We start from the raw sequence: 23,387 nt of genomic DNA on the forward strand, positions 1-23,387 counted from the left end.
ACTTGCCGCTACTCAATAGGCTCAAATCTACTAACGGGATCATCTAGACCTTCCTCACGATTCGTCTTTGTCGAAATAATCATCTGGCAAATGTAGTTCTCGCAAACAACCCATAAATTTTTCTCTGAATTTCGGATCTCTTTGATATTTCGGCCATACCGCCTTATAGTAAGGCAGCAACTTCTCATGTGGAATAATGCCCCAGTACAAAATTAAGTTATTCATAACCTGCGGGCCGCCCCCCATCAACATCTGTTCAATGATCTGCCAGCCTCCCAGCTTGTTTTCGCAACTGCGCGCGGCATAGATGGCCGTGGTTTGCATTTTCGGGTCGGCGTGACACAAGAAAGGCGCAAAGTTCTGGAGAGTAATCCCACCGTAATCTTCCAAGATATACCCTGCATAACGCAACGTTTCCGGGTCGTGAATCCTGTCAAGCCTTTGCAAGATCACTGAAATACATTCCGTTAAATCCGCAGTTTTACTGGAAGCATGTAGAATCTGTAAAGCTTGCAGAAAATCCTCATGCCCATCCGATTGCAACAGCTCCAGAAGATATTTTCTACCCGCGTCAAAAGAAGTTTTGCAGATTAGCCAAATGGCTGCGGTCCGATTTTTTGGGCTTTGCTCCGCAATATTTTTCAAAAAACCAAGGGTTGGCTGAGATATTTTCTTAAACTTGGACATTCCATCAAGCGCTTTTGCTTGGATTTCTTCGTTTGGAGCGCTCTGATAAATCTGGATCAGCACATTCTCATCACCCGGTATTCGACTGCCAAACCACCCGATATCATAATCCAGAATAATTTCATCCAGCCAGCGCTCGTACCAGTCCAGAAAGCTGTCTTCATAGACAAAGAAAAAGGGATGATCGGGATGAAAATCGGAGGTGTACACAATTCTCCCCCTATGTTTCCCTTCAAGTACGAGATACATTTCGTATTCGCAGCCTTGGGTACCTATGCACAACATGCCGCCCAGCACCTTATTACAGGTGTCGTCGTATTCCTCATCGGGGATGTCCTCATCCTTGGTCAGGGGCTCAATTAGATGGTTCCATTCCTCTTTGGTCATCCCGGGATGCAGAACGGATTTTGCAAGGAGTGCCTGGCGCTCGGTATAGGAAGCTGCCTTTTCAATCGGATAAATTCCATAATAGGGTCCGGCGCCTCCGTTGCCGACTTTCGTTAAAAACTGCGCGTAAGGCTCAGGAAGAGTGACCTGATTATGGGCCTGCCAGTCCGCCAGCTCTTTTGCTGTAAGCTTCTCATTAACCTTGTATTGATGTGAGGATGCTCCGAACACCGAGAAAGCCGTGTCTTTGCGCATGGCTTGATTCAGTTTATTTTTTATTCGATCCAGTTGCGTTTCTTTCTTCCCAAACCACATATTGAACCCTCCTGTTGACTATAGCCAGGTTTCCTTTGTTTGCTTATCCAGCAATTTTATTATTTTTTCTAAGGGCCTTACCTCTTTAGAATTATATGTATCTTAAGTAGGTCTTTACCAGTATACAACTGGTGCAGCAAACAGCTTGGACTACTGTCAATAGAGTGGACACCCCAAGTGGAGAATTTCAAGCGAGCCGATTCGCTTCTGATAAGGTTCTCCGCGCTGTCTGTAACAGCAAGTTTTAGGACCATCCTTTGTCGGATGGCCCTACTTTGTAATCACATACGTTTAAACCATCAAGCACCATCGAACGCCAAGCTTATCAACAAACGACCAGTTAAACCCAGTCTTCGCTTTCATTAGCGAATCTTTGTAAATCATTCATAAAAACAGATGCATGGTAGCCATCGCAAACAGAATGATGAATTTGTAAAGAGACAGGCAGGAATAATTCATTATTCACTTGGGAGTATTTTCCGCCAGTTATTATTGGTAAGAGAAAGTTTCCACCATTATTAATATTTAAGTTAAACGCTTTAAAAGAACTCCAAGGAATCATAGATATCGGAATATTATTATCTGGTATAGGTTCTTTTGGAAATAAACTACCTGTACCATTGTATTTTCGGACATCCTTTTCATACTGAAAATGAAACTCTGAAAAATTATTCATATTTGGCGACCAAATGGCTGAAAATGTATGCGTCCTATTGTCAAAAATAGTATAACAAGGACAAATCTCTGCCCAATAACCTAAATTACCCTCTGAGTTAAAACACGTTCTAAATTCTCTGTGAGAATTAACTATTCTTGTAACCATAAAAATAAACGCAGGATATAGCTTATATCCCTTTTTCTTTAAGTTCTTCATTAGAACAGTAATATTAATTTCATTCGTCATACTGAATGTTGTCTGTTGTTGTAAATAATGTTCAAAGTATTCTTTTCGATACCAATTGTCACGATTAATAATACTGAATTCCAACTTCAACGCCCCCTAATATAATTTATTTAATATTAGGAGGCTACTTTCACTGCTTTTTTCATATCAGTCATCCTTTTTAATATTTTATGCCATTATATCATCAAGTATATCTAACACCCTCTGAGCCATCTTTCACAGGCAGCTCTCTCACTGGAGTAGCGCCTAGCCTTTATTGCATAACTTACAACAAGTCCATTTTTATATCAGCCTTTCCATGAATTAAATGTAGTCGCTAGCATTGTCTGTATAGTTTTCAGGGTTTGGCGATTGATAAGTTACCAGGCACAAGCTCAGTGTCTACAAATTCCTTCAATAACCGTGCTTGCTCGTATTCCCCCATGTAACTTTTGAACCAATCAACCTAAGAATATGATTGGCATTGACGATGCTCATCAATACCAAAAGCTACATCATCCCACTTAAACGACCACCTGCTCAAAGCAGGTTGATTTTGACATGAATGTCAACGACTAAAGTCGTTACCTAAGACTAAAGTTCTTCTGAAAGTCCATACGCTGAAGCGCATTGGTATTGAAATTCGTAGCTCTTATTATTTTTCGCCCTACTTATGATACGGTTCAGCTTACGTCTCTATCAGCGAAATTGCTAAAGGAGCTGCATCTGTCAGCTCTTTTAGCAATTTCGATCTGGTGTGCATATTGTCATTTTCCGACCTGTTTATCCACTGGAATACTCTGAGCAAAACGAAACACATTATGAGGATCGTACTTTCGTTTCACCTGCTTCAATCTGCCAAAGTTCACGCCATAATACGCCTTGGGCCAGTTCTTAATCTGCAGATCGGGAAAATTCACATAATCCCCTTTAACAAAGGGACGTAACGCTCTGCGAAACCTTTCCACCCACTGAATATTCCGCTCCTGCTCCCCATTGTTTCTCCAGCGGGCTGACAGTTCGTAGATTGTCTCAGCCTTCCGATGAGGATAGGCCGTTGCAGTAGGCGATACTCGACTCACCGCGCTTCCTGCACCACCTAAGCTTTGACTCCACACGCTAGAATGTCTGTTGGGTGCTTTGGATAAAAAGTCACGTATAATTCGTACTCCTACAGGCGGCAAAGCTTGGAACCCGTAGGCCCCGGTTATTTTAAACTTCGGTTCCAAATTCAGGTCCGATTCGGCAAAAAATTTGGTTGCTTCAATAAAAGGTACTGTCTTCACCATCACCTTCACCGGAGTGCCTGCTCGCAAGAGCGGTCTAATCAATCGACGCAGCTCCTCTGCACCGCCAAGCAATTGCCCGGTAGATACAATGGTTCCCACCTGCTTGGCAGCCACCTCAATTGTTGAGGTTAAGCGGTTCGTGACAGACGGGGCCCAGCGCTGCCAAGTTGGTAACACCTTCTCAAGGTCACTCCATTTCCATGTAATACTGTAAATAGATACCGATGAAATCGGCCTAACCCGAAATGTATATTCTGTAGCAACACCAAAGTTCCCTCCCCCTCCGCCTCGTGATGCCCACAACAGATCGGAATGTTTCTTCCGGTTTGCCACAATCGTCCTTGCCCCATACCTTCCCGAAGCTACGACCATCTTCACTTGTTTCAAGTTATCGCACGTAAGTCCATATTTGCGGGAAAGAAGTCCAATGCCTCCTCCCAAGGTAAGCCCAGCTACGCCTACGTCGGGCGCAGTCCCCGCCGGAATGGCCACACGCTTATCCCACAGCTTTTTGTACACACGGGCAAGTGGATTTCCCGTTTGTACAATGGCCACTCTATTTTTTCGATCAACCTTAACCTTATTCATCTCGCTCACATCAATAATAATGCCGCCATTTACAGCCGAGAAGCCTTCATAGCTATGCCGCCCGCTGCGCACTCGCAGACGTATGCCCCGCTCACGAGCCCATTTGACTGCGTTGATCACATCCTGAGTCCGTTGGCAAAAAACAATGACCCTTGGAAATTTGGAAAAGCGCCTATTGAACTCCATTCTGGCCGTATTGTATGACGGATTACCCGGAATTACGATCCTTCCGGTTAATCGTGTACTTTTCTTTTGCAACTTTTGTGCCATCTACTTTACACCATCCCTGCTCATGACATAAGCCTTTCTCATCAACTTATTTCTATGTAGGGACACCTGTCCTAGTAACGGCAAACGCCCAGTTTATATCGTAAAAGTAGAACAAAGACGTGGTAGGTGTATAAGTTCTTCATTCATCAGGTAGCCCACCTTTTGCTCAATCAATCCTGTAATAAACCTCCTTTAAGTAAAACTATTTAAGAGCTGCACATCTTACAGAGCATTTAAATGTAGTATACTGTAGTATTCTTCACTAATTTCCTAGATTCTACAGGTGGCTAACATGACTAATAAGGGATGATCCATTTCCTTGTCTGTATGAAGAGGATATGCTGGAGGTGCATTTGCTTAAGGAACGAAACGGTGGCGTCAGATGGAGAGATTGGTCACAAAAAAATAGAAGAGAGGCACTAATGCCCTGCCTCTCTTCTATAACGCATATGAAGCAGCTTGACACCGTGTTTCAATATCGTCATTTACGCTTTCGGGCGATCACCGCTAACCGGCCGTCCTCGGTTGAGTATTCACACGTAGACAGTACAATAAGCTTGTCGCCATATCGGGCTGTCACGCCCGTATCGTAAAGAGCGAGTTTTTTGATGTTCTGAATATATGAGTCAAACTCGGCGGGCGTACTTACCTTCTCAATCTGGTAGTATTTAAAAACGTCGTCCGATTTGCGATAAACTTTTGACAGAATAACGGCAACAATTTCATACTCTTCCTTTTCGTAAAGCGTGCTGAACTGGAACGTAGCATGCTCTTTATAAAAGCTTTCGTTCTTGTACTTCATTAAATCTTTAAACATCCAGCCGCTTTTCATGTGGTGTCCGTGAATCAGCAAAATGTCCGAACCGTTGGTCCGGCTATGCGCGTCCAAAAAGGGGAGGCCCCCTTTGTTTTCCTTTTTATCGAAATCATGATTGAGATAGTACTCCGCATCCTGTGGATTCTGCATGACTGGGTACTCAATTCGGGTGCCGTCAATCTTCAGCCAGCCGACGATGTCCGAGTTCCTCTCGTAAAGCTCTCGAAATTCGGGAAGCATAACCGGCTCATTCGCCTTATTGAACAAAAGGGAGGGGAATGCATCCCCTCCGCCTTTGTCCGACCCTTCCTCCCAAACTTTTGTCAGCTCTTCGATTTTCTGCTGCTCGGCATAATCCCCCAGAAAGGTTCTCGCAATATTAACGAGGGAAAATACCAACAGAAGGGAGGAAACGGCGATAAGAAACTTTTTAGTTTTGCTCATTTTCTTACCGCCTTCCCGGTCACTGGATGTGCTTTTTCTTCTTGTTACCGAGTAGACAGAACCCAATCGTCATCAAGGACATCAGCGCCAAAACCATATAGAAGATTGGCGATACGCTGTTGTCTCCGGTTTTCGGAGCATCGTCCAGCTCGTTGCCGACGTTGTCGGTTCCGTTGCCGACGTTGTCGGTTTCGTTGTTACCGTTATCGGTTCCGCTGTTACCGTTATCGGTTCCGCTGTTACCGTTGTCGGTTCCGTTGTTGCCGTTGTCGGTTCCACTGTTGCCGTTGTCGGTTCCGTTGTTACCATTGTCGGTTCCGTTGTTACCGTTGTCGGTTCCGTTGTTACCGTTGTCGGTTCCGTTGTTACCGTTGTCGGTTCCGTTGTTACCGTTGTCGGTTCCGTTGTTGCCGTTGTCGGTTCCACTGTTGCCGTTGTCGGTTCCGTTGTTACCGTTGTCGGTTCCGTTGTTGCCGTTGTCGGTTCCACTGTTGCCGTTGTCGGTTCCGTTGTTACCGTTGTCGGTTCCGTTGTTACCGTTGTCGGTTCCACTGTTGCCGTTGCCGGTTCCACTGTTGCCGTTGCCGGTTCCGCTGTTACCATTGCCGGAGCCGCCACCGGAACTGATCGGCTTCATTGGCACGTCGTATTTTATAATGTCAAAATCGACAGAAATCGTATCACTCCGGTGCGTCTCGTATCCGTCCTTCGTTACGATCAGATAGTAATCCGCTTCAGGAAACACCATGTACGCATAGGAGCCATTTGCATCGCTATCCTGCTCCGGGCTCTCGTTGTTGTGCGGTGGAAAATTCGGAACCGGAGGAAGCGTTACTTTCGTACCCGGAATGCGGCCGTTATCTCTATTCCGCTTCGTATCCGCATAATACAGTGTAACTTTGGCTCCGTCAATTTTCTTGCCAGTGATGGCATCTCCTGTCGTTTCATCATAAACCGTACCATAAGGGTCGACCAATTCCTCGGAAATATTCAGCTCTCCGTTAGCTTTCACGTCCAGTTGCGTCACTTTGAGGAGCAGTTCCTCGCCGGTCTCAGCTTTATAGCGAACTTCCATTGTGTACTTCTGCTCGCTTAGCCCTTCCACAGAGAAAGTTCCGTTCGAAGCCATCGGAAACGCCTTAGGACGACCGTTCTCCTTAATATAATTGCCGTCCTTGTCCTTCAAATAGATATGCATCTGGTTGGTAAACGAATCGTTGAATAGCTCTTTTGCTCCATTCAGCTGCTTGAACAGAACGATCCCTACCGCCGTAATGTCCGCCGGAACGGTCTCGTCCGTCACGCTGCCGTCCACATTTGCTTTTTGCGTGAACTCGACAGGCACACCCTTCCCACCTACCTGATACCACTTCGTATATGTGATCGTATAGTCGGTATCCGCTGCGGCTGGGACCGAATATTCACCCTTCTCATTTGTCTTCGTCTGAAGCTCCTTGCCTGTGTTCAGATCGGTCACCGTGATGGGGGCATTCGGAATGACTTCTCCTGTGTTGTTATCACGCAGCACGCCTTCCAGATACGGGCGGGTATTGACAAAGTGTGCTTCGGCCGCTTTTTTCTGTGGAATGGTGCCTGTGCGAACGAGACTTTCAGGATCTGTCACATAGCCGTCTTTCGTATAATCATCCTGGGTCACCTTATACTGGAGATATGTCGGAAGTCCTTGCACAATGAGCGTCTGGCCATCTGTAAGCTCGAAGGTCTCTCCGCTCTTGATCGTGCCCTTACTGCCATCCGACTTCACATAAGAGTAGGATTCGTTCGCTCTCTCGCCTGTGAAGGTGACTGTGTACTTGAACGGCTTCTTTTTGTCGTCGTCTTTGCCTTTAATCGTGTTGCTGATTAGCAAGTCGCCCTCCAAGACTCGCACGTTCGTAAACGGGGCATCTTCATCTTTGCCCTCCATGACTCCGGTATAATACCGTTCCTCAGGAATGGTCACGTATTCGTCGGCTGTGTATTCCTTCTGGGTAATTGTGTATTTCAGACCCTTAGGCAGACCCGAAATATCCAGTGTCTCTCCATCCTTGAGCTTGAAGGTATCGCGGGACTTGATCGTACCTGTGCCTCCGCCCGACTTCAAGTAAGAGTAGCTTCCATCCTTGCCTGCATCCTCAAAGACGACGGTGTACTCGAACACCTTCGTCTTGTCGCCGCCGTTGCCCATGACCGTATTGCTGACGGTCAGTTTGTTGACGGTCCGTTCATTGATGAAATCCGCCTTGTGGTCGCCTTTATTCACGATTGTGCCGGACAGCTCTCTCGTCTCCGGCGTGGTGATATAACCGTCAACGGTCGTATAATCGGCCTCTGTTACGGTATAGACCAGATCCGCAGGCAATATCGGGAGCGTCACAGATTCCCCGTGCTTGAGGATAATCTTATCTCCGCTCTTGATCGTGCCAAACGTATTATCCGGCTTCTTATAGGTGTACTTTCCGTCCTTGCCTTCGCCGGTAAAGGTCACGGTGTATTCAAATTCCTTGGAAGAATCGCTGCCGTTTCCTCCAACCTTATTGCTGATAGTCAGCTTTCCTTGCGCCGGCGTAGGTACGACCAGCGGATTATCAGAGGTTACTTTTACGCCATCTACCCAGATGGGCTTCCCGGGCGTATTCCCTACGTACACCTGATAAATTCTTGTAGTCGGCAACCATGTCGTTGTGTCAATATAAGTTTCCTTCAGCTCATAATACCCTGGATCTGGGAATAGCAGATTAAGTTTCCCTCCGCTATCGGTTGTTCCTTTGGCGATTTGAGTTCCATCGTCCTTCTTATAGAGCGTAAACTCTACGCCTTTTAGCGGATTGCCATTAGGATCCACCTTTTTCAGGGGCAGCAGGGCATTGGAGCTTGAACTGCCGGCTACGTCCGAACTGTCCAGCGTGCTTTCGCTTCTGGCACTGACAGATTTCAGATTGTCATCACCCTCCAGCTTTACCTCGTTGCCCATTTTGTCTCCGGCTTTCGCTTTAGATGAATCAACCTCTGTTTGGTACACAAACTGGTAAAACTTATTAGGGTCGTTCATTTTGAATTTTAAAACTGTGGTGCCTCCCGCGCCTGGTGCAGCTTCTACCTGAACTTCAGCATTCGGGTCGCTTAGATCCAGTGCTGCGCCCTCTCGTTCCAGAGCACCGCTGGCAGTCAGTTTAGCACGATAGACTGCCATACTAGGCGCTGTCAGCACAAGCTTTCCGTTTTCTTCATAGCGCAGATTCATGCCTGCACCTAGGGTATCCTGCAGATAAACGCCCTGCTTCATGTTAAATGGCGGGGTATAGTTCACTGTCCATTCCAGCACCCCTGGAACTGGCTTAGTTACCGACTTGCCCAAGGTCTGAATAGGTACGATAATCTTACGTTGTTCAGTGAGAACCTTTTCCTCTCCGCCCCATGTCATATGAAGGTCAGCTTTATTATACAACACCTGCTTGGTTGTGCCGTTTGTAGTGTATTCCTCTAAATATTTGCCTAATGCCACATTGGATGGTCTTGCCTTTACCAAAATGACATAAGGACTTTCCAATTTAGAGAAGGTGAAAGTTCCTACGTTTTCATTATGGGAGAAGTTTACCACATGAGCATTAGTGCCTGGTTCAATAATTGTTCTGGCGTCGTTTCTGACACCATACTCGGTGCCTCCACCATTGTCCGAGTAGCCTTTCCAAAGCTCAACATCTTTGCTCTCAGAAAACGGCACGAATTCCCAGCCTTCAGGCAGTGTATCCACTAGCTTGATGTTGCTGATTACTCGGCTACCACCGTCCTTAGCCATTTCTTCTGTGTTGTATCCTGGCATATTCACCCCTAAGCGGAATGTAACAGTCTTGGTTGTCCTGTCATAGCCAGAAATCGTCCACGCTTCATTGCTGTCGTTTCTAATGTAGTTATTTACGTTATTTGGATTAACATTTTCAAGTGTACCATCTGCTTTCAATGGCTTCGACGCAAAGAGCATATCCTTGTTCAGCATACGCAGATGAAGATTAACAGCGTTTTCCGCAGCAGTTTTTACGGTTTCGCCGTCAAAGAGCAAGGCCCGATTCCAGCTTGTTTTCCCTGCGTTAATATCCTGTCTGAAGAGGATATCCGGCTTGGTCTCAAGTGAACGGAAGCTGAAGGATGCAGCTTTGTCGGTGTATCCGGTCACCTTGATCAAATCCGCCACGACTTCACCGTTCACTGTCAAAGGGATAACCTTCAAGGTTAAGCCGTTTGCGCTCTTGAGAGTACCTTCGCGATATTGCTTCCAAAGCTGAGCAGTATTAACATTCGCCTTGATTTTCGCAATCGTTTCCGCACTCACCTCGCCTGTTGCATCCACTGCGTTGTCCAAGACGTTCAAATCGCCGCCATGCACTAGCACATCGTATACCGCCGCATTTGGCAGGGCATACTGTGGTGTTAAATTAACGGTCCACGTGATGCCGCCCAGGTTATAATCCTCCATCGAAACAGAGCCTGTTTTTGTAAAAGTATGCGCACCGATAGTAACGATTGCCTCGTCAGTTACTGCGACAGGTCTTAAACCAGTTGTCACATCATTGTTCTGAATACCGCCTGTTGTGTCCAAATTCCAGTTAGCGCGTGGGTCGATTCTGAAGTTGGAACCGCTTGTTACCTTACTCTTAATCACTAGTTCCACTTTACCGTTAATATCCCCAAAGGAATAAACGCTGTTCGCATCCGGTACAATTGATTGTACCTCAGATGCAGTGCCATCCACCCACGTCTGCCATGTGGCTGAAGTAAACTCCAGCCCTTGAGGTAGTACATTTGTGATGGTAAAGTCCTTTAAACCTTTTTTGTTATACTGGTTAACAGTGACTTTCCATGTGATTGTTTCATTAGGATTGTCATACGAGGCGCTGGCTTGAATCCAGTCGGGTGCGAAAGAAATTTCCTGACCTGCCTGCACCAACATATTATTGTCCTGTCTCAGTTCCACTTTGCCATTCATATCCCGATAGCTGCGACCAAGATTGCCTGGCGGATTCCGGTGCTCGTAATAATAGGCTTCCTTTGGAATCCATGTTTTATATTCAACCTTTGGATCTACACCTGTTCCCTGTGGGAAAGTGTAAGTCAGCGATCCGTCTGCCCCAATGTCTGGAGTTACATTTTGGTCATTTACTTTGAATGAATCCTCCATATAGATACCGCGGACATTTCCAAAGCCGGTATTATAAGTTGAAGGATTCGTATAAAATGTCTTCCCGTCTAGCGGTAATTTGATTGTTTTATCAAACTGATCGAATGCAGATACGCTTGACTGCCAAGTAATCGCTCCCTCAACAAATTGTGCCGGTTGAATTCCGCGATAACCATACTGATCCCACCTGATCATTCCAGGCGAGCTTAAAGTAATGCTATACGCTGCTGTAACATCTGGGTTCTCTAGCTGATAAGCACCGCCAAAGATGTTGATAGGCTTTGTATCGCCATACTCCATTCCCGTTACATCTGCATCGGCAGTAGTTACAAAGCTGAAGACAATACCTCGTCCAACACCATTGAAAAAGTTATCATCACCGTTAAATACAATCCTGATGCTATTTGGAGTGAAATAGGCGGTACCAAGCTGTTTCATACCTGATTCAGTCTGTGCATTCAGGGTTTTATTAGTTGTCGGCAACACCACTTCCTTGAAGTAGTCTTCTCTTTTCAGCTCGATCCAGTCACCCTTCTGAATGTATAGGTCGAGATTCGCATTTGTCGGATTAGAGTCATCACCATTCACTGGCACCTTCAGACCTTCCGATTTGAGAGTAAATGGCTGTCTACCCTGAATAATACCGTTTGGATCAATAACAGCATTTCCCTGCGTCACTTCCAGCGGAAAGGTTGAATTAGCTTCCATGAACACCGCCGTTTTGTCCGTCGGGACTGCCGCCATCGCTACGAGATTGGCCGGCATAGCGAACACCGCCTCTGGTACTGGCAACGGTTCGGTCGGCGCAGCGTACACTGCCTCAGATACCGACGACGGTTCGTCCGCCGTCCCGAAACCGTCTGACGTTCTCTCCGCAAACGCGACAGCAGAGAACGTCACCGTCTGCAAGAAAAGCAAAACTGCTAGGCAGAGAGATAGCACAGCTTTGCTCAAACTACGTTTTCTTTTCAAACAAATTACCCCTTTATTGCCAGATTTTTTTCTATATCGAGCTCATTTCCTCGATTTAACCGCTCAAGCGAATAAACATATGCTATTGGCTTGATCCCAGCAGCCTTTTTTATATCATCGAAACTCTTGCGGAGTTCCAGATGAACGTGTAAGTGCCGTGGGGTGCTGGCTGTTGATCATGTTTAGTAGCTATCTTCCCCTCTCCTTCGATGGTCTTTGCTACTTACATACTGCAAACGGCAGAATACGCACAGTTTACACAATGTATTTCAACATTATATTACGAGGGACCTATACAAAATCTAAACAACCGCTCGACAATATGAAGCGTGAAACTCAATTTCCACCATCACATGCGGTCCAACCATCCGTTCAGTTGATTATTCTTGGAACTAGGTATGCTTAAACCGTCTGCCGAGATGTAACTTGCTAAGTTCCCTCTTTTTCACCTCCTCTTAGAAACTGATTGGCCTGCTGGTAGATGTAGTAGTTCCTTCTTCCTAGTATCTTAGTTTCGCTGTAGACTATCATCACAAAAAAACTCTCAGATGTAGGACACCGATTATAGGACATCTACATATAGCTAGCCTATCTTAGTTCTTTTTTCATATTTTTAAATTTGAGACAATTTACCTACTCAGTGTAAGCCAATAAACTTTTTTCGACAAGACTTGGAAAACATACTTCTAGTATCTTGTCTGACAATGTTGAAGAATATCTGCTTTTTCAAAACACAATTTTATTGTGATCCTTAGGAAATCAGCTCATGATAACTACATTTTCACCAAACTTTTTTCATAGTTTAAATCCTAGCCTCTACAAAATCTCTATAAAATACAGACCGTACCCTCTCCCTGCAAATCTCAATAAAAAAACAACCTCTGACAGACTTCAAAGCATCAGTGGTTGTTGGGGTAATTATTAGAATAGTTGTTGAGATTAAGAATGCCTTCCTGCCAAGGTCGATTAGCTGACTTTGGATTGTCAACAGTAAATCAGACAACTTTTTTAAGGGCTGCATGACGATACTGAACAGGCGTCATATATCCTAGTGTTCCATGGATACGAAGCTTTTTTCAAACGTCTCCAGCAGTTCGTCCATCTTTTGATTTTTAAACTCGCTGCCACGGTCCGTATGAAACCACTAAATCTGACACAAATCGCCCTTGACGCTCGCAAAAGCGCGGGAAATCAGAGCAGCATCCTTGTTTGGACCTCGACCAGCACACAAATGTAATGCCATCGGTTCTGGACCTTCACATAAGTCAGATCGCTAACAACGAAGCGTTTGGCTTCCGTTTGCTCAAACTCACGCCGTTGTGTCTGTATTACAAGCAGTTTTATGGAGCTTATATTGTGCCACGGTGTAGCTGGAAACCAGTCCTTGCTCTTTCATAATCCGACCAATTCGGCGTCTGGAGACGATCAACCCACGCTCATGTAGCTTCACTTTGATCTTGCGTGTGCCGTAGGCTTTGCGATTCTTGTGAAAGATATCCACAATAGCTTCGGTGACATCGTCTTCAGTGGCTCGTTCTTGGGCGTCGTAATAAAATGTACTTCTTGCGATTTGCAGGACGTCACACATTGCTGATACCGAGTATTTATCACGGTTATTCTGGATGATAGCTACTTTCGTCCCATGGCTTTAAAATATCGTTTTCCATCCTCAGACGCTGGAGTTCTTTTCGCAAAGCGATTAATTCGTTTTCCTCGGGCGAACGATTGTCCTTCTCTTTGAAGGAACCCGATGTCTGAGCTTGTTTGATCCAGCGGTCTAAAGCAGAGGCTGTGAGGCCATATTCCTCCACAAGGGCTGCTCTGGATTTCCCGTTTTCATAGAGTTGCACCATTTGCTTTTTAAATTCTGAGGTAAAGGTACGTCGTTGTTGTTTTGGCATTGTAGAGATCCGCTCCTTAACATGATAGGTTTATTCTACAATCCCTTATTTTTTCTGTAAAATTAAGTGTATCCGATCCATTTTCTCCACTATTTATGAAAAGAAATCAACTTTTTCTCCTAAATGAACATCGGAAAATATACTTTATAATGAAGATAAAATGTATGCAAAAAGGGGGATTCGCTTTACTATTACTTATGATACGGTTCCCCTCGATTGATCTTCACCGCTCGGTAAATCTGCTCCACCAACACCAACCTCATCAGTTGATGAGGCAAAGTCATCCTTCCGAAGCTTAGCTTCTGCTGGGCGCGGCGGAGGACTTCGTCAGAGAGACCGTGGCTGCCGCCAATGACGAAGACAACATGGCTTGTGCCGTAGGTGCCTAGCTTGTCCAATTCCTCTGCGAGCTCTTCCGAGCTCCACAGTTTGCCGTCGATTGCAAGCACAATCACGTGTGCTTCACTCTTCACATGAGCAAGGATGCGCTCTCCCTCTCGCTCCTTGACCTGTCGGACTTCCGCTTCGCTCAGTGTGTCAGGAGCCTTTTCATCGGCTACTTCGATCATTTGAAACTTGATGTATGGTCCCAGCCGTTTAGCGTATTCTTGAATGCCCATGACCAAATACTTCTCTTTTAACTTGCCAACACCTATAAGTTGAATAAACAAATTCCATACCCCTATCTATGTCGAATGATAATGTAAAATCGTATTTAAAATCCCTAACTTAAAAAGATGGCTTTAACATAGTTATTTTAGCATCTGAAACGTCTCTTACCTATCTATTTCCTCTCCGTTACGAGCCTATTCGCTGTTCAGATCATAGCGGATCATTCATTTACTATCTTCACAATGTATGCCTATCCGTTTCGTATTCATCAAGACACTGCATTAGCATCTGACGATATTCGCTGATTTGTTCAGCTGTCGCCCACTCGCGCAGTGATTCGAACAATGCTGTACATTTCTTGAAATTACGATCGTTACCTGACTGATCGGCTATATGTATCGCCTGCACAGTAAGCCCCACCGCTTCCTGTAATCTGCCACACTTCCGATAGTACAAAGCCAAGTGATAGCAGTAGCTATAATAGTAAGATATGTTCTCTGCGTCTTCATAACTCCCGAATTCATCAATCTGCTCTGCAAACGTATGTAAAATATCCCCTACATCCAAATGATACATAAGCGCTGCCTGTAATATGGTATTCAGCCCAGGTAATATTTCCTCTAGATTATCCTGCAAAAAGGCAACGTATTCCTCGACAAGCCCTATATTTCCAGACAAAATATCTACTGCATATAAATTAGTTTTGGCTAAAAACCTGAACTCCTCGACAACCTGAATGTCTTCTTCCTTTAAATCCTCCATCCACCCCAGCTCAGCATACTTATAGATGCACTCCCTTGCCTGCTCATATGCGCCCTGGTTCTGGTGAACCATTCCACACATCAGGTGACTGAGCCCAAAATAATATACCAACGGACGTTCTAAATTGACATGCGGAATGGGTAATTCCATTGCTTTATGATACTGTCGTTCTTCATAGATACGCTGTACACATTGGTACAAAATATCTGCCGTCTCCATCACCTTCTTCCAATTTTCAAAAGCCACAGCCATCTCTAACATTTCAACAATGATGTCCGGTTTGAGTGATTTTAGAATGTCCTCTTGCAAAAATATTACCTCCTCTAGTATATCCTCATTATCGATTTAGAATTGCTAACCACTCGTAAGGAGTGACTAAACAAATTAATTATACTACTTAAAATGCGTAATATAAACCATTTTTACTATATATTTTGACCTGACTTTTATACTGCATCTTCCATAAGCTTGTTATGAGGTGGTTATATGACAGAATTACGCAAGCAAATGGGTATAAGAATCCGTGCTATTCGAAATGCAAAGGGACTTACACAGCAAAAACTGGCTGACATCGCAAGCTTGGACTATCGATATATTGGTGCATTAGAAAGAGGCGAAAGAAACTTTTCGATTGATACCTTGGAAAAGGTGTTAACTGCCTTAAACGTGTCTATCAGTGAATTGATGTTTTCCAAAGAACATATGACTAAAGACGAAACTATTCGGCAAGAGGCAATAGATGAGTTTGTTGCGTTGACCAGCAGATTGAATGAAAAGCAAATCGGGATTCTCAGACGAGTTAGTAAAGAAGTTTCACGCGCGTTTGAGTAGAGCCATACCATCTCAGAAATGCTTAATTACAATCAAAAAAGAGAGCACCGCGCAGGTGCCCTCCATAAATCTTTAAAAAATACTCAAGCATACAACATAAAAAAGCTCACTTCATGCCCCAACTGCTTCAAATAATTATATATTTGCGAACGGTGATGGAACACGTGTGTCATGGTCTCAATCTGCCATTGGACCTGCAAATGTCCATGCTCCATATAAAAGGCTTTGGTCGAACGATTCAGATAATCCTCTTCGCTAAGCGAAAGAATGTAAGCTTTATACGCCTCAAAATTCTCCCTGAAACTTGCAGCCAAGCGTTCGGGATCGTCTACCTCGGACAGGCTGTTTTCAATATTCCCCACTTCTTCCTCGGACTTCTCCTGATGCATAATGGCAAGATCCGAAGCAGGAATGAGTACAAAATGATGCACTAGCTCCAAAAGTGAGCGGAAATTGTCCTGCGGGCGAAAGCCCCAATCCTCTGGACGTATTTTACGGATCAAGGCTTCCCCCGTCCGTACTCCGGTCTCCAGCTCATTCAGCAAATGATCTCGAACTTGCAGCGTTCCACTCATATTCACATCTCTCCTTTGCCATTCTTATTCATATTTTGAGTATAGCCGAAGCCTCTGGGCGTGTATTGTAAAAATCGGACAACTTCCGTAAATCCTTAGCCGCGGTAAGCGGAGAATCTCCATAAAACCTGCGAAAATCACGAATCAGGTGGGCCTGATCAAAAAAGCTGTGCTCCAACGCAAGCTCCGTCCAATCCAGAGGGTTACCGCTTTGAATACTTTGCAGAACGCTTTGGAAGCGGACGACTTCACTGAACTTTTTGGGACTGATCCCGATCCATTGCCCGAACTTGCGGTTGATCTGTCTTTCACTGATCGCTTCGCGCTCTGCAAGCTCTTTAACACTCATACTCCCACTACTTACAAAAATACGATGCAGCAGATTTTTCATCAGATCACAATCGTTCGTCCCTTGGCGCAGTATAAGCTGGTTCAGATACTCGTCCATCATCCGCACCCGTTCATTGAAATCCCGAGCTTCCAAAATGCGCTCACCTATGATCTCGATATTCTCGGGCCATATATCATCCAAGCGATAATTACCGCCTGTAAACAAGTGAGTCGGCATGCCGTGAAAATAATGTGCTCCGCCCGGAAAAAATCGCACAGCAAAAATGCGTGTCTCGGTACCTGCTTGTCTGGCAGACACGAACGGATGTGTAAACGTCCCGCAGTACGAGATATCCTGACGCTTACTCACCGGGTTGTATTTTAATAGAATATCCGTACAGCCATCAGGTAATACCCGATCCACCGCTTCTTCACCTGACAAGCTTAATGTAGCTTCGTTACCACACAAAACACCCAGATTCCCCTCCAAAACCTCTCCAGTAACCGGACCGGACTCCCAATAGCAAGCGACATAAGCTCTCAGCGCAGCAGACGGCCTTTTTTCGATATAGGTTGTGGAAGAATCACTTCCATTGACCTGAATCGGACGAAACAGTGAATGCAGCAAAGGGTCCATCCATCGTTCACTCCTGTCTCAGCACCTGTTGGGAATAAGTATAGCTATATGTATGAGGATTTTGCAAAATCCTAGTATACAAAAAGGACGTTTCTGCCCGAAACGCCCGTGCTTGTTTTTTAGACGACTAAAAATTCCGCTTTCTGCTCACATTCCTTGCACTTCACTGGAGGGTCCCAATCCGAAAATTTCGTTTCCTTGAGATCGACGACATCCGGTGCATCCTCGTATTCATCGACGAACATATCAATTGCCAGTTCCACATGCTCTTTACATACCACGTACATCCCAGTTGCATCCCTTTCCGTATGAAGCTCTTCCAGTTGTTTGGTGTCTGTTACAAACACCTTCTTTTGTTCTACCACACTTAACGCGGAAAGAAAAGGGCTTGATTCCTATCCCTGACGCTTGGTTTTAAAAATGAGAAAATAGCTGACGTTCAGGCCCTCGTGGAAATCGGGATATCGCTCCAGCATCTCTGCGGACGGCTTCGGTTCGATCATTGCTTCCAGCAGCAGACCTGCTCCAGTAATAGCCTGTACGTAGCTGCCCAGCGTGCGGTGGAAGTACAGAAGCTTTTCCTCCTGATCATAAGGCATATCTTGCTCCAATACGCCTTCACTGAAATAACGGTTTACTTTCCAGTACAGCTTTTTCCCTGCCTCATCCTTTACCCATCCACTCTCTGGTGTCTGAAAGCACGGATGCAATATAGAGAAAATAAAGCTGCCCCCTGGCACCAGCAGCCGCCGCATTTCCGCAATCGCCTGCTCATAATCCTCCAGGTCCTGTATGACCATGTTTGAAACGATTAGATCAAAGCTCTGATCCCCGAACATCTCCAGCTTCTCCAGATTACCGTGATGATACGTAATCCCCAAATCTGACGGTGTCCGCTTTCTTGCAAGCTCCAGCATTTCCGGCGAATAATCGACACCTTCCACCAGCGCACCCGCCCTGACCATTTTACGGCTCAGATAACCTTCACCACACCCGGCATCCAGCACTTTTTTACCCGCGAGGGTGCCCATGCATTCTTGTAATGCAGGATTCAACAGCACTTCGCGAGAGCGATCCCCTTCTTCAGTGTATCTGGCGGTAAAATTCTCAGCATGCATATTCCAGCGCCGAATGGCCTCTTCCGTGTCCCACTTGTTCATATTCATCTCCTTCTTCCTCCTGTATTTACTATTCAATGCTGCTCTGATTTCTGCGTAGGGCCATAGATTTTACAATCATTCTTACATTTTGGCAACAATAACGTTTACAATCATAAAATAACTAATTATCACATGATTTTCCCACTAATTATATAGGTATTCTATAATGGAATAGTATGGTAGTATCTCAATGGAAAGCGCTTTCAAAAATAACTTTGTAAAGGGGCCTGCCTGTATGTTCAAACGAAGACCCGTTTCATTGCTGTCGTTGACGCTTGCCATTACCCTCTTATTATCCACGTTCGCGTCCGTTGCCGCCGCTGCCGAATCTGACGGACAAGCATCGCAAACTGCCGCCACAAGCAGTATGCAATCATATGTCGAAGCCATGCAGCCCGGATGGAATTTAGGAAATTCTCTGGATGCTGTCGGGGCAGATGAGACTGCCTGGGGCAATCCACGCATTACTCAGGCACTGATCAAGCAAATTGCTGCCCAAGGATACAAAAGCATTCGTATTCCCGTCACCTGGGATAAACACATAGGAGCAGCACCGAATTATACCGTTGACGCTGCCTACATGAACCGTGTAGAAGAAGTCGTCCGCTGGGCACTGGATGCCAATCTGTACGTCATGCTCAATGTCCATCATGATTCGTGGTTATGGGTAAGCAGTATGGAGCCCAAGCATGATGAAGTGCTGGCTCGTTATAATTCACTTTGGACACAAATTGCCAATCGCTTTAAAGATCAGCCGAACAAGCTGATGTTCGAGAGTATTAACGAACCCCGTTTCTCCGAAGGAGGAACGACGGATGAAGCGAAAATGAACCAGATGCTCCAAGAACTGAATGTTTCCTTCCACAAAATCGTCCGCGCCTCTGGCGGTAATAATGCAACCCGCCCACTTGTTCTGCCCGGCTTGGATACTTCACCTGCCCAGAACAAAATCAACGAGCTGTACAACACGATAACCAAGCTGAACGATCCCAACCTGATTGCGACCATTCACTATTACGGCTATTGGCCTTTTAGTGTGAATATTGCCGGATATACTACATTTGAGAAGGATACCAAAAACGATATTATTCAAACCTTTGATAACGCCTATAACACATTTGTGTCTAAAGGTATTCCGGTCATTGTCGGCGAATACGGTCTGCTCGGCTTCGATAAAAATACAGGCGTTATTGAACAAGGCGAAAAGCTGAAATTCTTTGAGTTTTTGACCTATTATATGAAAGAGAAAAAATTAACAGGCATCCTCTGGGACAATGGCCAGCATTTTAACCGCACAACATACAAGTGGTCCGATCCTGAACTCTTTAATGTCATGAAATCCAGCTTAAAAGGACGTTCCTCCAATGCAGTCAGTGACCTCATTCACTTGAAGAAAGGCACTTCCGTTCAGGATGCCACGGTCACTTTAAACCTGAACGGCAATCAGCTGAGCACACTAAGCGCCAACAACAAGCAACTGAAACAGGGCACCGACTACACACTGAGCGGAGATACATTAACCTTGAAGGCCAGCTTGCTTACCAGCCTAACCACCTCCGGTAAATATGGTGAGAATGCAGTCATTAACGCCAAGTTTAATAAGGGGGCAGAGTGGAATTTCAAAGTAATCGTATATGATACACCAAAATTAAGCGCAACCGAGGGTACTACGCAAACCTTTACCATTCCAACGGACTTCCGTGGCAGCCAGCTTGCCACAATGGAAGCTGTTTATACCAATGGCGGCAATGCCGGTCCGCAGGATTGGACACCGTATAAGGAATTTGGCAACACCTTTGCCCCTGCCTATGATGCGAATGGCATCAAGCTGCTGCCTGAATTTTTTAACAGTGTGAAGGATGGTGAAGTCACGCTGAAGTTCCATTTCTGGAGCGGCGATGTGGTGACCTACAAGATTACCAAGAGCGGAACCCGTGTGACAGGAACGGCATCCTAGCCTAAAATACAACCGACAAACTGAAAAGGCGTTCCCGGAAAATGATCCGGAGAACGCCTTTTTTTATAGTTATGCCTAACCATTAAACCTTAGCCTTCCGGCTTATCCGTTAATTTCAACGTCACGGATTCTTCCTTGCCTGCCCGATAAAAGGTAACCTTCAGCTCGTCGCCAATTTTCTTGTTATCGTACAAGTAGCGTCGCAAATCAAGCGTCGAGTTGATCGGTTCACTATCGAACGCGGTAATGACATCGTTCAGCTTCAAGCCTGCCTCCTCGGCAGGGCCGTGCGCCTCCAGAACAACTGCCCCGTCCTTTACGGTGTCAGGCAGCTTGAGTTCCTTGCGCTGTGTTTCATCCAGCGGAGCATACTCATTATTAAGGTCGACCGTGTATACTCCCAGATAAGGGCGGGTAATCTTGCCATCCTCAACCAGTTCATTCACCGTCTTCATGACCTCATTGGCCGGAATCGCGAAGCCGAGTCCTTCAACACCGGTATCGGCAATTTTCATCGTATTGATGCCTATCACACGTCCGTCCAGATCGACCAGCGCACCGCCGCTGTTTCCTTCATTAATTGCTGCATCGGTCTGGATGACATGCTGTTCCCAGTCATATACGCCATCCTGATTAATGGAAATGGGAATGATCCGATTCGTATAGCTCACAATACCAGATGTGAGCGTATCGCCCAAACCAAGCGGATTGCCAATGGCAATCACAGTCTCGCCCAGACGAAGCTTACTGGAATCACCGATATCCGCTATTGTGCTAATGCCCTTATCGTCTACCGCCAGCACTGCGATATCGCTAATGCGATCCTTGCCGATCAGCTTCGCCTCTTTTTTGATACCATCCACAGTTACAATCTCCAGATCATCCGAGCCTTCGATCACATGGTTGTTAGTCATAATGAAGGCTTTGCCGGAAGCTATCCGGAAAATAACACCTGATCCAAGCGCCGACGGCTCCGTGCTATGACCGTCTTCCCCTTTCAGGTTCACGATGCTGACGACGGCCGGACGTACCTTGGCTGCCGCCTGCACAATTCGGTCATACGGATCACCCGCCGCTTGGCGCATGGGATAATGACTTGCTCCGGTTACCGCTGTCGTGGAGGGCAGACCTGTAATAAAGCTGAACAGCAGCACCGCAACCACCGCACTAACTGCACCGCTAATGACAGCGGCCTGCACCGGACTCACGCTCCGGTTCCTGTGCGACCAACGTTCCTGTCCTCCACGACGTGCCTTGAATGCCTTTTTTTTGGCCGCACGCGTGGATACCCTCGTTGAATAAAAATCGTCATCAAACAAGCCCATGTTCATCCTCTCCCCTTCGTTGTCATGCACCGACACTCACTAAAAAATTAGGGCTATTCGGGCTTGCGCCAACCTATGCTACAGAGACTCGCTCCGTTTGAACGCCAAAATGGATTGAATATCCCCCATGACCGAAACAACAGCTCATTTCAGCCTACTTATTAATCACCACAAATGGGGCCTCCCTAAGCATCCTGATCTCATTAACCAGCATACACGCCGCAATCCACTCCGAATAGAGGAAAAAGGAGGAATGATTTCCAAATCAATTGACTACAATAGTAACAAGTCTTCTATTCTATTACAAAATGATCGTCTCATAGAGACGTTCTGGCCTGTTCCCGTTCGCTTGTAACAGCTTATGCTTCTGATACGAGCTTTCTTTCAGAAAGCTTTCAGTTGTTAGCTTTATTGTATCACAGCACCCGGCAAAACCAAGCCGATCACACGCCATTTTTCAAATATTTTAACAGGAGGAATGTATGATGAATCAACATCGCTCAGCTATGGATGAAGTTCGTATGGCTGCCAAGCTTGCGGATCTGAAAGACGAGCATTACCGCAACACTCTGGCGTTAAGTACACTCATTGAGTTACTGGTGGACAAAGGCATTGTAACCCGCGAAGAGGTAGAACGCAAAGCCGCCGAGCTAGACAGCTTTATGACTCACTTACCTTATCCCACGGTGTAGGACGGTCATAATACGTATCGCACAATCGGAACTCACTGTCCTTGTAAAAGCAGCCACGGTCCTCCATCGCCCCGCGCACGGTCAGCTTTGCCAGCTCCATCATATTGTGGTCGCGGCTCAAATGTGCCAAATACGTTCGCTTCGTCCGTCCCGTCAGCAGCTCGCTAAGAATCGCGCCCGCCATCTCATTGGATAAGTGACCGATATCACTGAGAATACGGCGTTTGATGTTCCAAGGATAACGCCCCATACGCAGCATTTCCACATCATGATTAGACTCCAGTACCAATACATCTGCGTCGGAAATCGCCAGCTTCACCTTGTCGCTGACATAGCCCAGATCGGTGGCTACACTGAGCTTCTCTGCCCCATCGTAAAAGCTATAGCCTACCGGCTCAGCCGCATCATGAGATATACCAAAAGACTCTACACGCAACGATTCAAATTCGCGTGTTGCGCCTGTCTCCAATATCCTGCGGTTATCGTCCGCAATCTGCCCAACAGCATTGCTGATGGCAAACCACGTCTTCTCATTCGCATACACAGGTAAATTATATTTACGCGCCATGGCGCCTAGTCCTTTAACATGATCGGAATGCTCATGTGTGACCAAAATACCATCCAACTCTTCTCCGCTCAGATCGCGTTCCTTCAGCAATTCATCAATACGCTTCGCGCTGAGACCTGCGTCGATGAGTAATGTCGTGTCTTCGTTCCGGACAACGGTGGCGTTGCCGGTCGAACCGCTCGACAGCACGGTAAATGAAATCCCCATAT

The 23,387-nt window shown here is 45.9% G+C and carries 16 protein-coding genes and 1 pseudogene; 3 read left to right on the forward strand and 14 right to left on the reverse strand.

The features are described from left to right. Positions 1 to 54: 54 nt before the first annotated feature. From ABIA61_RS16585 to ABIA61_RS16620, 8 genes and pseudogenes are all read right to left on the reverse strand, one after another. Positions 55 to 1,389 carry an SMI1/KNR4 family protein gene (locus ABIA61_RS16585; RefSeq protein WP_283653970.1) on the reverse strand — a complete coding sequence of 445 codons (1,335 nt, stop codon included), beginning with the start codon at positions 1,387 to 1,389 and terminating at the stop codon, positions 55 to 57. A 340-nt stretch (positions 1,390 to 1,729) separates the two neighbouring features. After that, positions 1,730 to 2,377, reverse strand: coding sequence for a type A chloramphenicol O-acetyltransferase (gene catA / locus ABIA61_RS16590; RefSeq protein ID WP_404581023.1), 648 nt, complete (start codon positions 2,375 to 2,377; stop codon positions 1,730 to 1,732). A gap of 662 nt (positions 2,378 to 3,039) precedes the next feature. Further along, a complete protein-coding gene (locus ABIA61_RS16595) occupies positions 3,040 to 4,419 on the reverse strand; it encodes an FAD-binding oxidoreductase (protein ID WP_044647837.1) in 1,380 nt (459 codons plus the stop codon). Positions 4,420 to 4,900: 481 nt separating this feature from the next. Next, positions 4,901 to 5,680, reverse strand: coding sequence for a class B sortase (locus tag ABIA61_RS16600; protein WP_044647838.1), 780 nt, complete (start codon positions 5,678 to 5,680; stop codon positions 4,901 to 4,903). A 19-nt stretch (positions 5,681 to 5,699) separates the two neighbouring features. Continuing rightward, complete coding sequence (locus ABIA61_RS16605) at positions 5,700 to 11,828, reverse strand: DUF7601 domain-containing protein (protein WP_404581024.1); 6,129 nt, start codon at positions 11,826 to 11,828, stop codon at positions 5,700 to 5,702. 1,078 nt (positions 11,829 to 12,906) lie between these two features. Then, positions 12,907 to 13,729: pseudogene (locus ABIA61_RS16610) on the reverse strand (IS3 family transposase); the annotation flags it as partial. Between the two features lie 191 nt (positions 13,730 to 13,920). Continuing rightward, a complete protein-coding gene (gene rlmH / locus ABIA61_RS16615) occupies positions 13,921 to 14,400 on the reverse strand; it encodes a 23S rRNA (pseudouridine(1915)-N(3))-methyltransferase RlmH (RefSeq protein WP_013312768.1) in 480 nt (159 codons plus the stop codon). Between the two features lie 178 nt (positions 14,401 to 14,578). After that, complete coding sequence (locus ABIA61_RS16620) at positions 14,579 to 15,412, reverse strand: DNA-binding protein (RefSeq protein ID WP_404521371.1); 834 nt, start codon at positions 15,410 to 15,412, stop codon at positions 14,579 to 14,581. Positions 15,413 to 15,589: 177 nt separating this feature from the next. On the opposite strand from ABIA61_RS16620, the gene ABIA61_RS16625 reads away from it, so the two are divergent. Beyond that, the gene (locus ABIA61_RS16625) at positions 15,590 to 15,934 is read left to right on the forward strand and encodes a helix-turn-helix domain-containing protein (RefSeq protein ID WP_404521373.1); all 345 of its coding nucleotides are present in this window, start codon (positions 15,590 to 15,592) and stop codon (positions 15,932 to 15,934) included. A gap of 83 nt (positions 15,935 to 16,017) precedes the next feature. On the opposite strand, the gene ABIA61_RS16630 is transcribed toward ABIA61_RS16625, so the two are convergent. From ABIA61_RS16630 to ABIA61_RS16645, 4 genes are all read right to left on the reverse strand, one after another. Beyond that, positions 16,018 to 16,509, reverse strand: a complete 492-nt coding sequence (locus tag ABIA61_RS16630) for a DinB family protein (protein ID WP_404521375.1) — start codon at positions 16,507 to 16,509, stop codon at positions 16,018 to 16,020. Positions 16,510 to 16,537: 28 nt separating this feature from the next. Next, on the reverse strand, positions 16,538 to 17,476 hold the full coding sequence (locus tag ABIA61_RS16635) for a DUF6597 domain-containing transcriptional factor (RefSeq protein ID WP_404581025.1): 939 nt from the start codon (positions 17,474 to 17,476) through the stop codon (positions 16,538 to 16,540). A 119-nt stretch (positions 17,477 to 17,595) separates the two neighbouring features. Next, positions 17,596 to 17,763: a CxxH/CxxC protein gene (locus ABIA61_RS16640; protein ID WP_081750721.1), complete on the reverse strand. Its 168-nt coding sequence runs from the start codon at positions 17,761 to 17,763 to the stop codon at positions 17,596 to 17,598. A 108-nt stretch (positions 17,764 to 17,871) separates the two neighbouring features. Next, positions 17,872 to 18,636 carry a class I SAM-dependent methyltransferase gene (locus ABIA61_RS16645; RefSeq protein ID WP_404581049.1) on the reverse strand — a complete coding sequence of 255 codons (765 nt, stop codon included), beginning with the start codon at positions 18,634 to 18,636 and terminating at the stop codon, positions 17,872 to 17,874. A 235-nt stretch (positions 18,637 to 18,871) separates the two neighbouring features. Here ABIA61_RS16645 and ABIA61_RS16650 point away from each other — a divergent pair, with 235 nt between their 5' ends. Next, positions 18,872 to 20,593, forward strand: coding sequence for a cellulase family glycosylhydrolase (locus ABIA61_RS16650; RefSeq protein WP_404581026.1), 1,722 nt, complete (start codon positions 18,872 to 18,874; stop codon positions 20,591 to 20,593). Positions 20,594 to 20,682: 89 nt separating this feature from the next. Here the strand turns inward: ABIA61_RS16650 and ABIA61_RS16655 are convergent, their stop codons facing one another. Further along, complete coding sequence (locus ABIA61_RS16655; protein ID WP_283653986.1) at positions 20,683 to 21,918, reverse strand: S1C family serine protease; 1,236 nt, start codon at positions 21,916 to 21,918, stop codon at positions 20,683 to 20,685. Between the two features lie 485 nt (positions 21,919 to 22,403). Between ABIA61_RS16655 and ABIA61_RS16660 the strand changes: the two genes are divergently transcribed. Continuing rightward, entirely contained in the window at positions 22,404 to 22,610 is a 207-nt protein-coding gene (locus ABIA61_RS16660; protein WP_283656356.1) for a hypothetical protein, read from the forward strand. Here ABIA61_RS16660 and ABIA61_RS16665 read toward each other — a convergent pair. After that, positions 22,579 to 23,385, reverse strand: coding sequence for an MBL fold metallo-hydrolase (locus ABIA61_RS16665; protein ID WP_283653987.1), 807 nt, complete (start codon positions 23,383 to 23,385; stop codon positions 22,579 to 22,581). The two genes, ABIA61_RS16660 and ABIA61_RS16665, sit on opposite strands and share 32 nt — an antisense overlap. Positions 23,386 to 23,387: the final 2 nt, after the last annotated feature.

The sequence above is a fragment of the Paenibacillus sp. RC21 genome, from assembly GCF_044907935.1.
Lineage (GTDB): Bacteria > Bacillota > Bacilli > Paenibacillales > Paenibacillaceae > Paenibacillus > Paenibacillus terrae_A.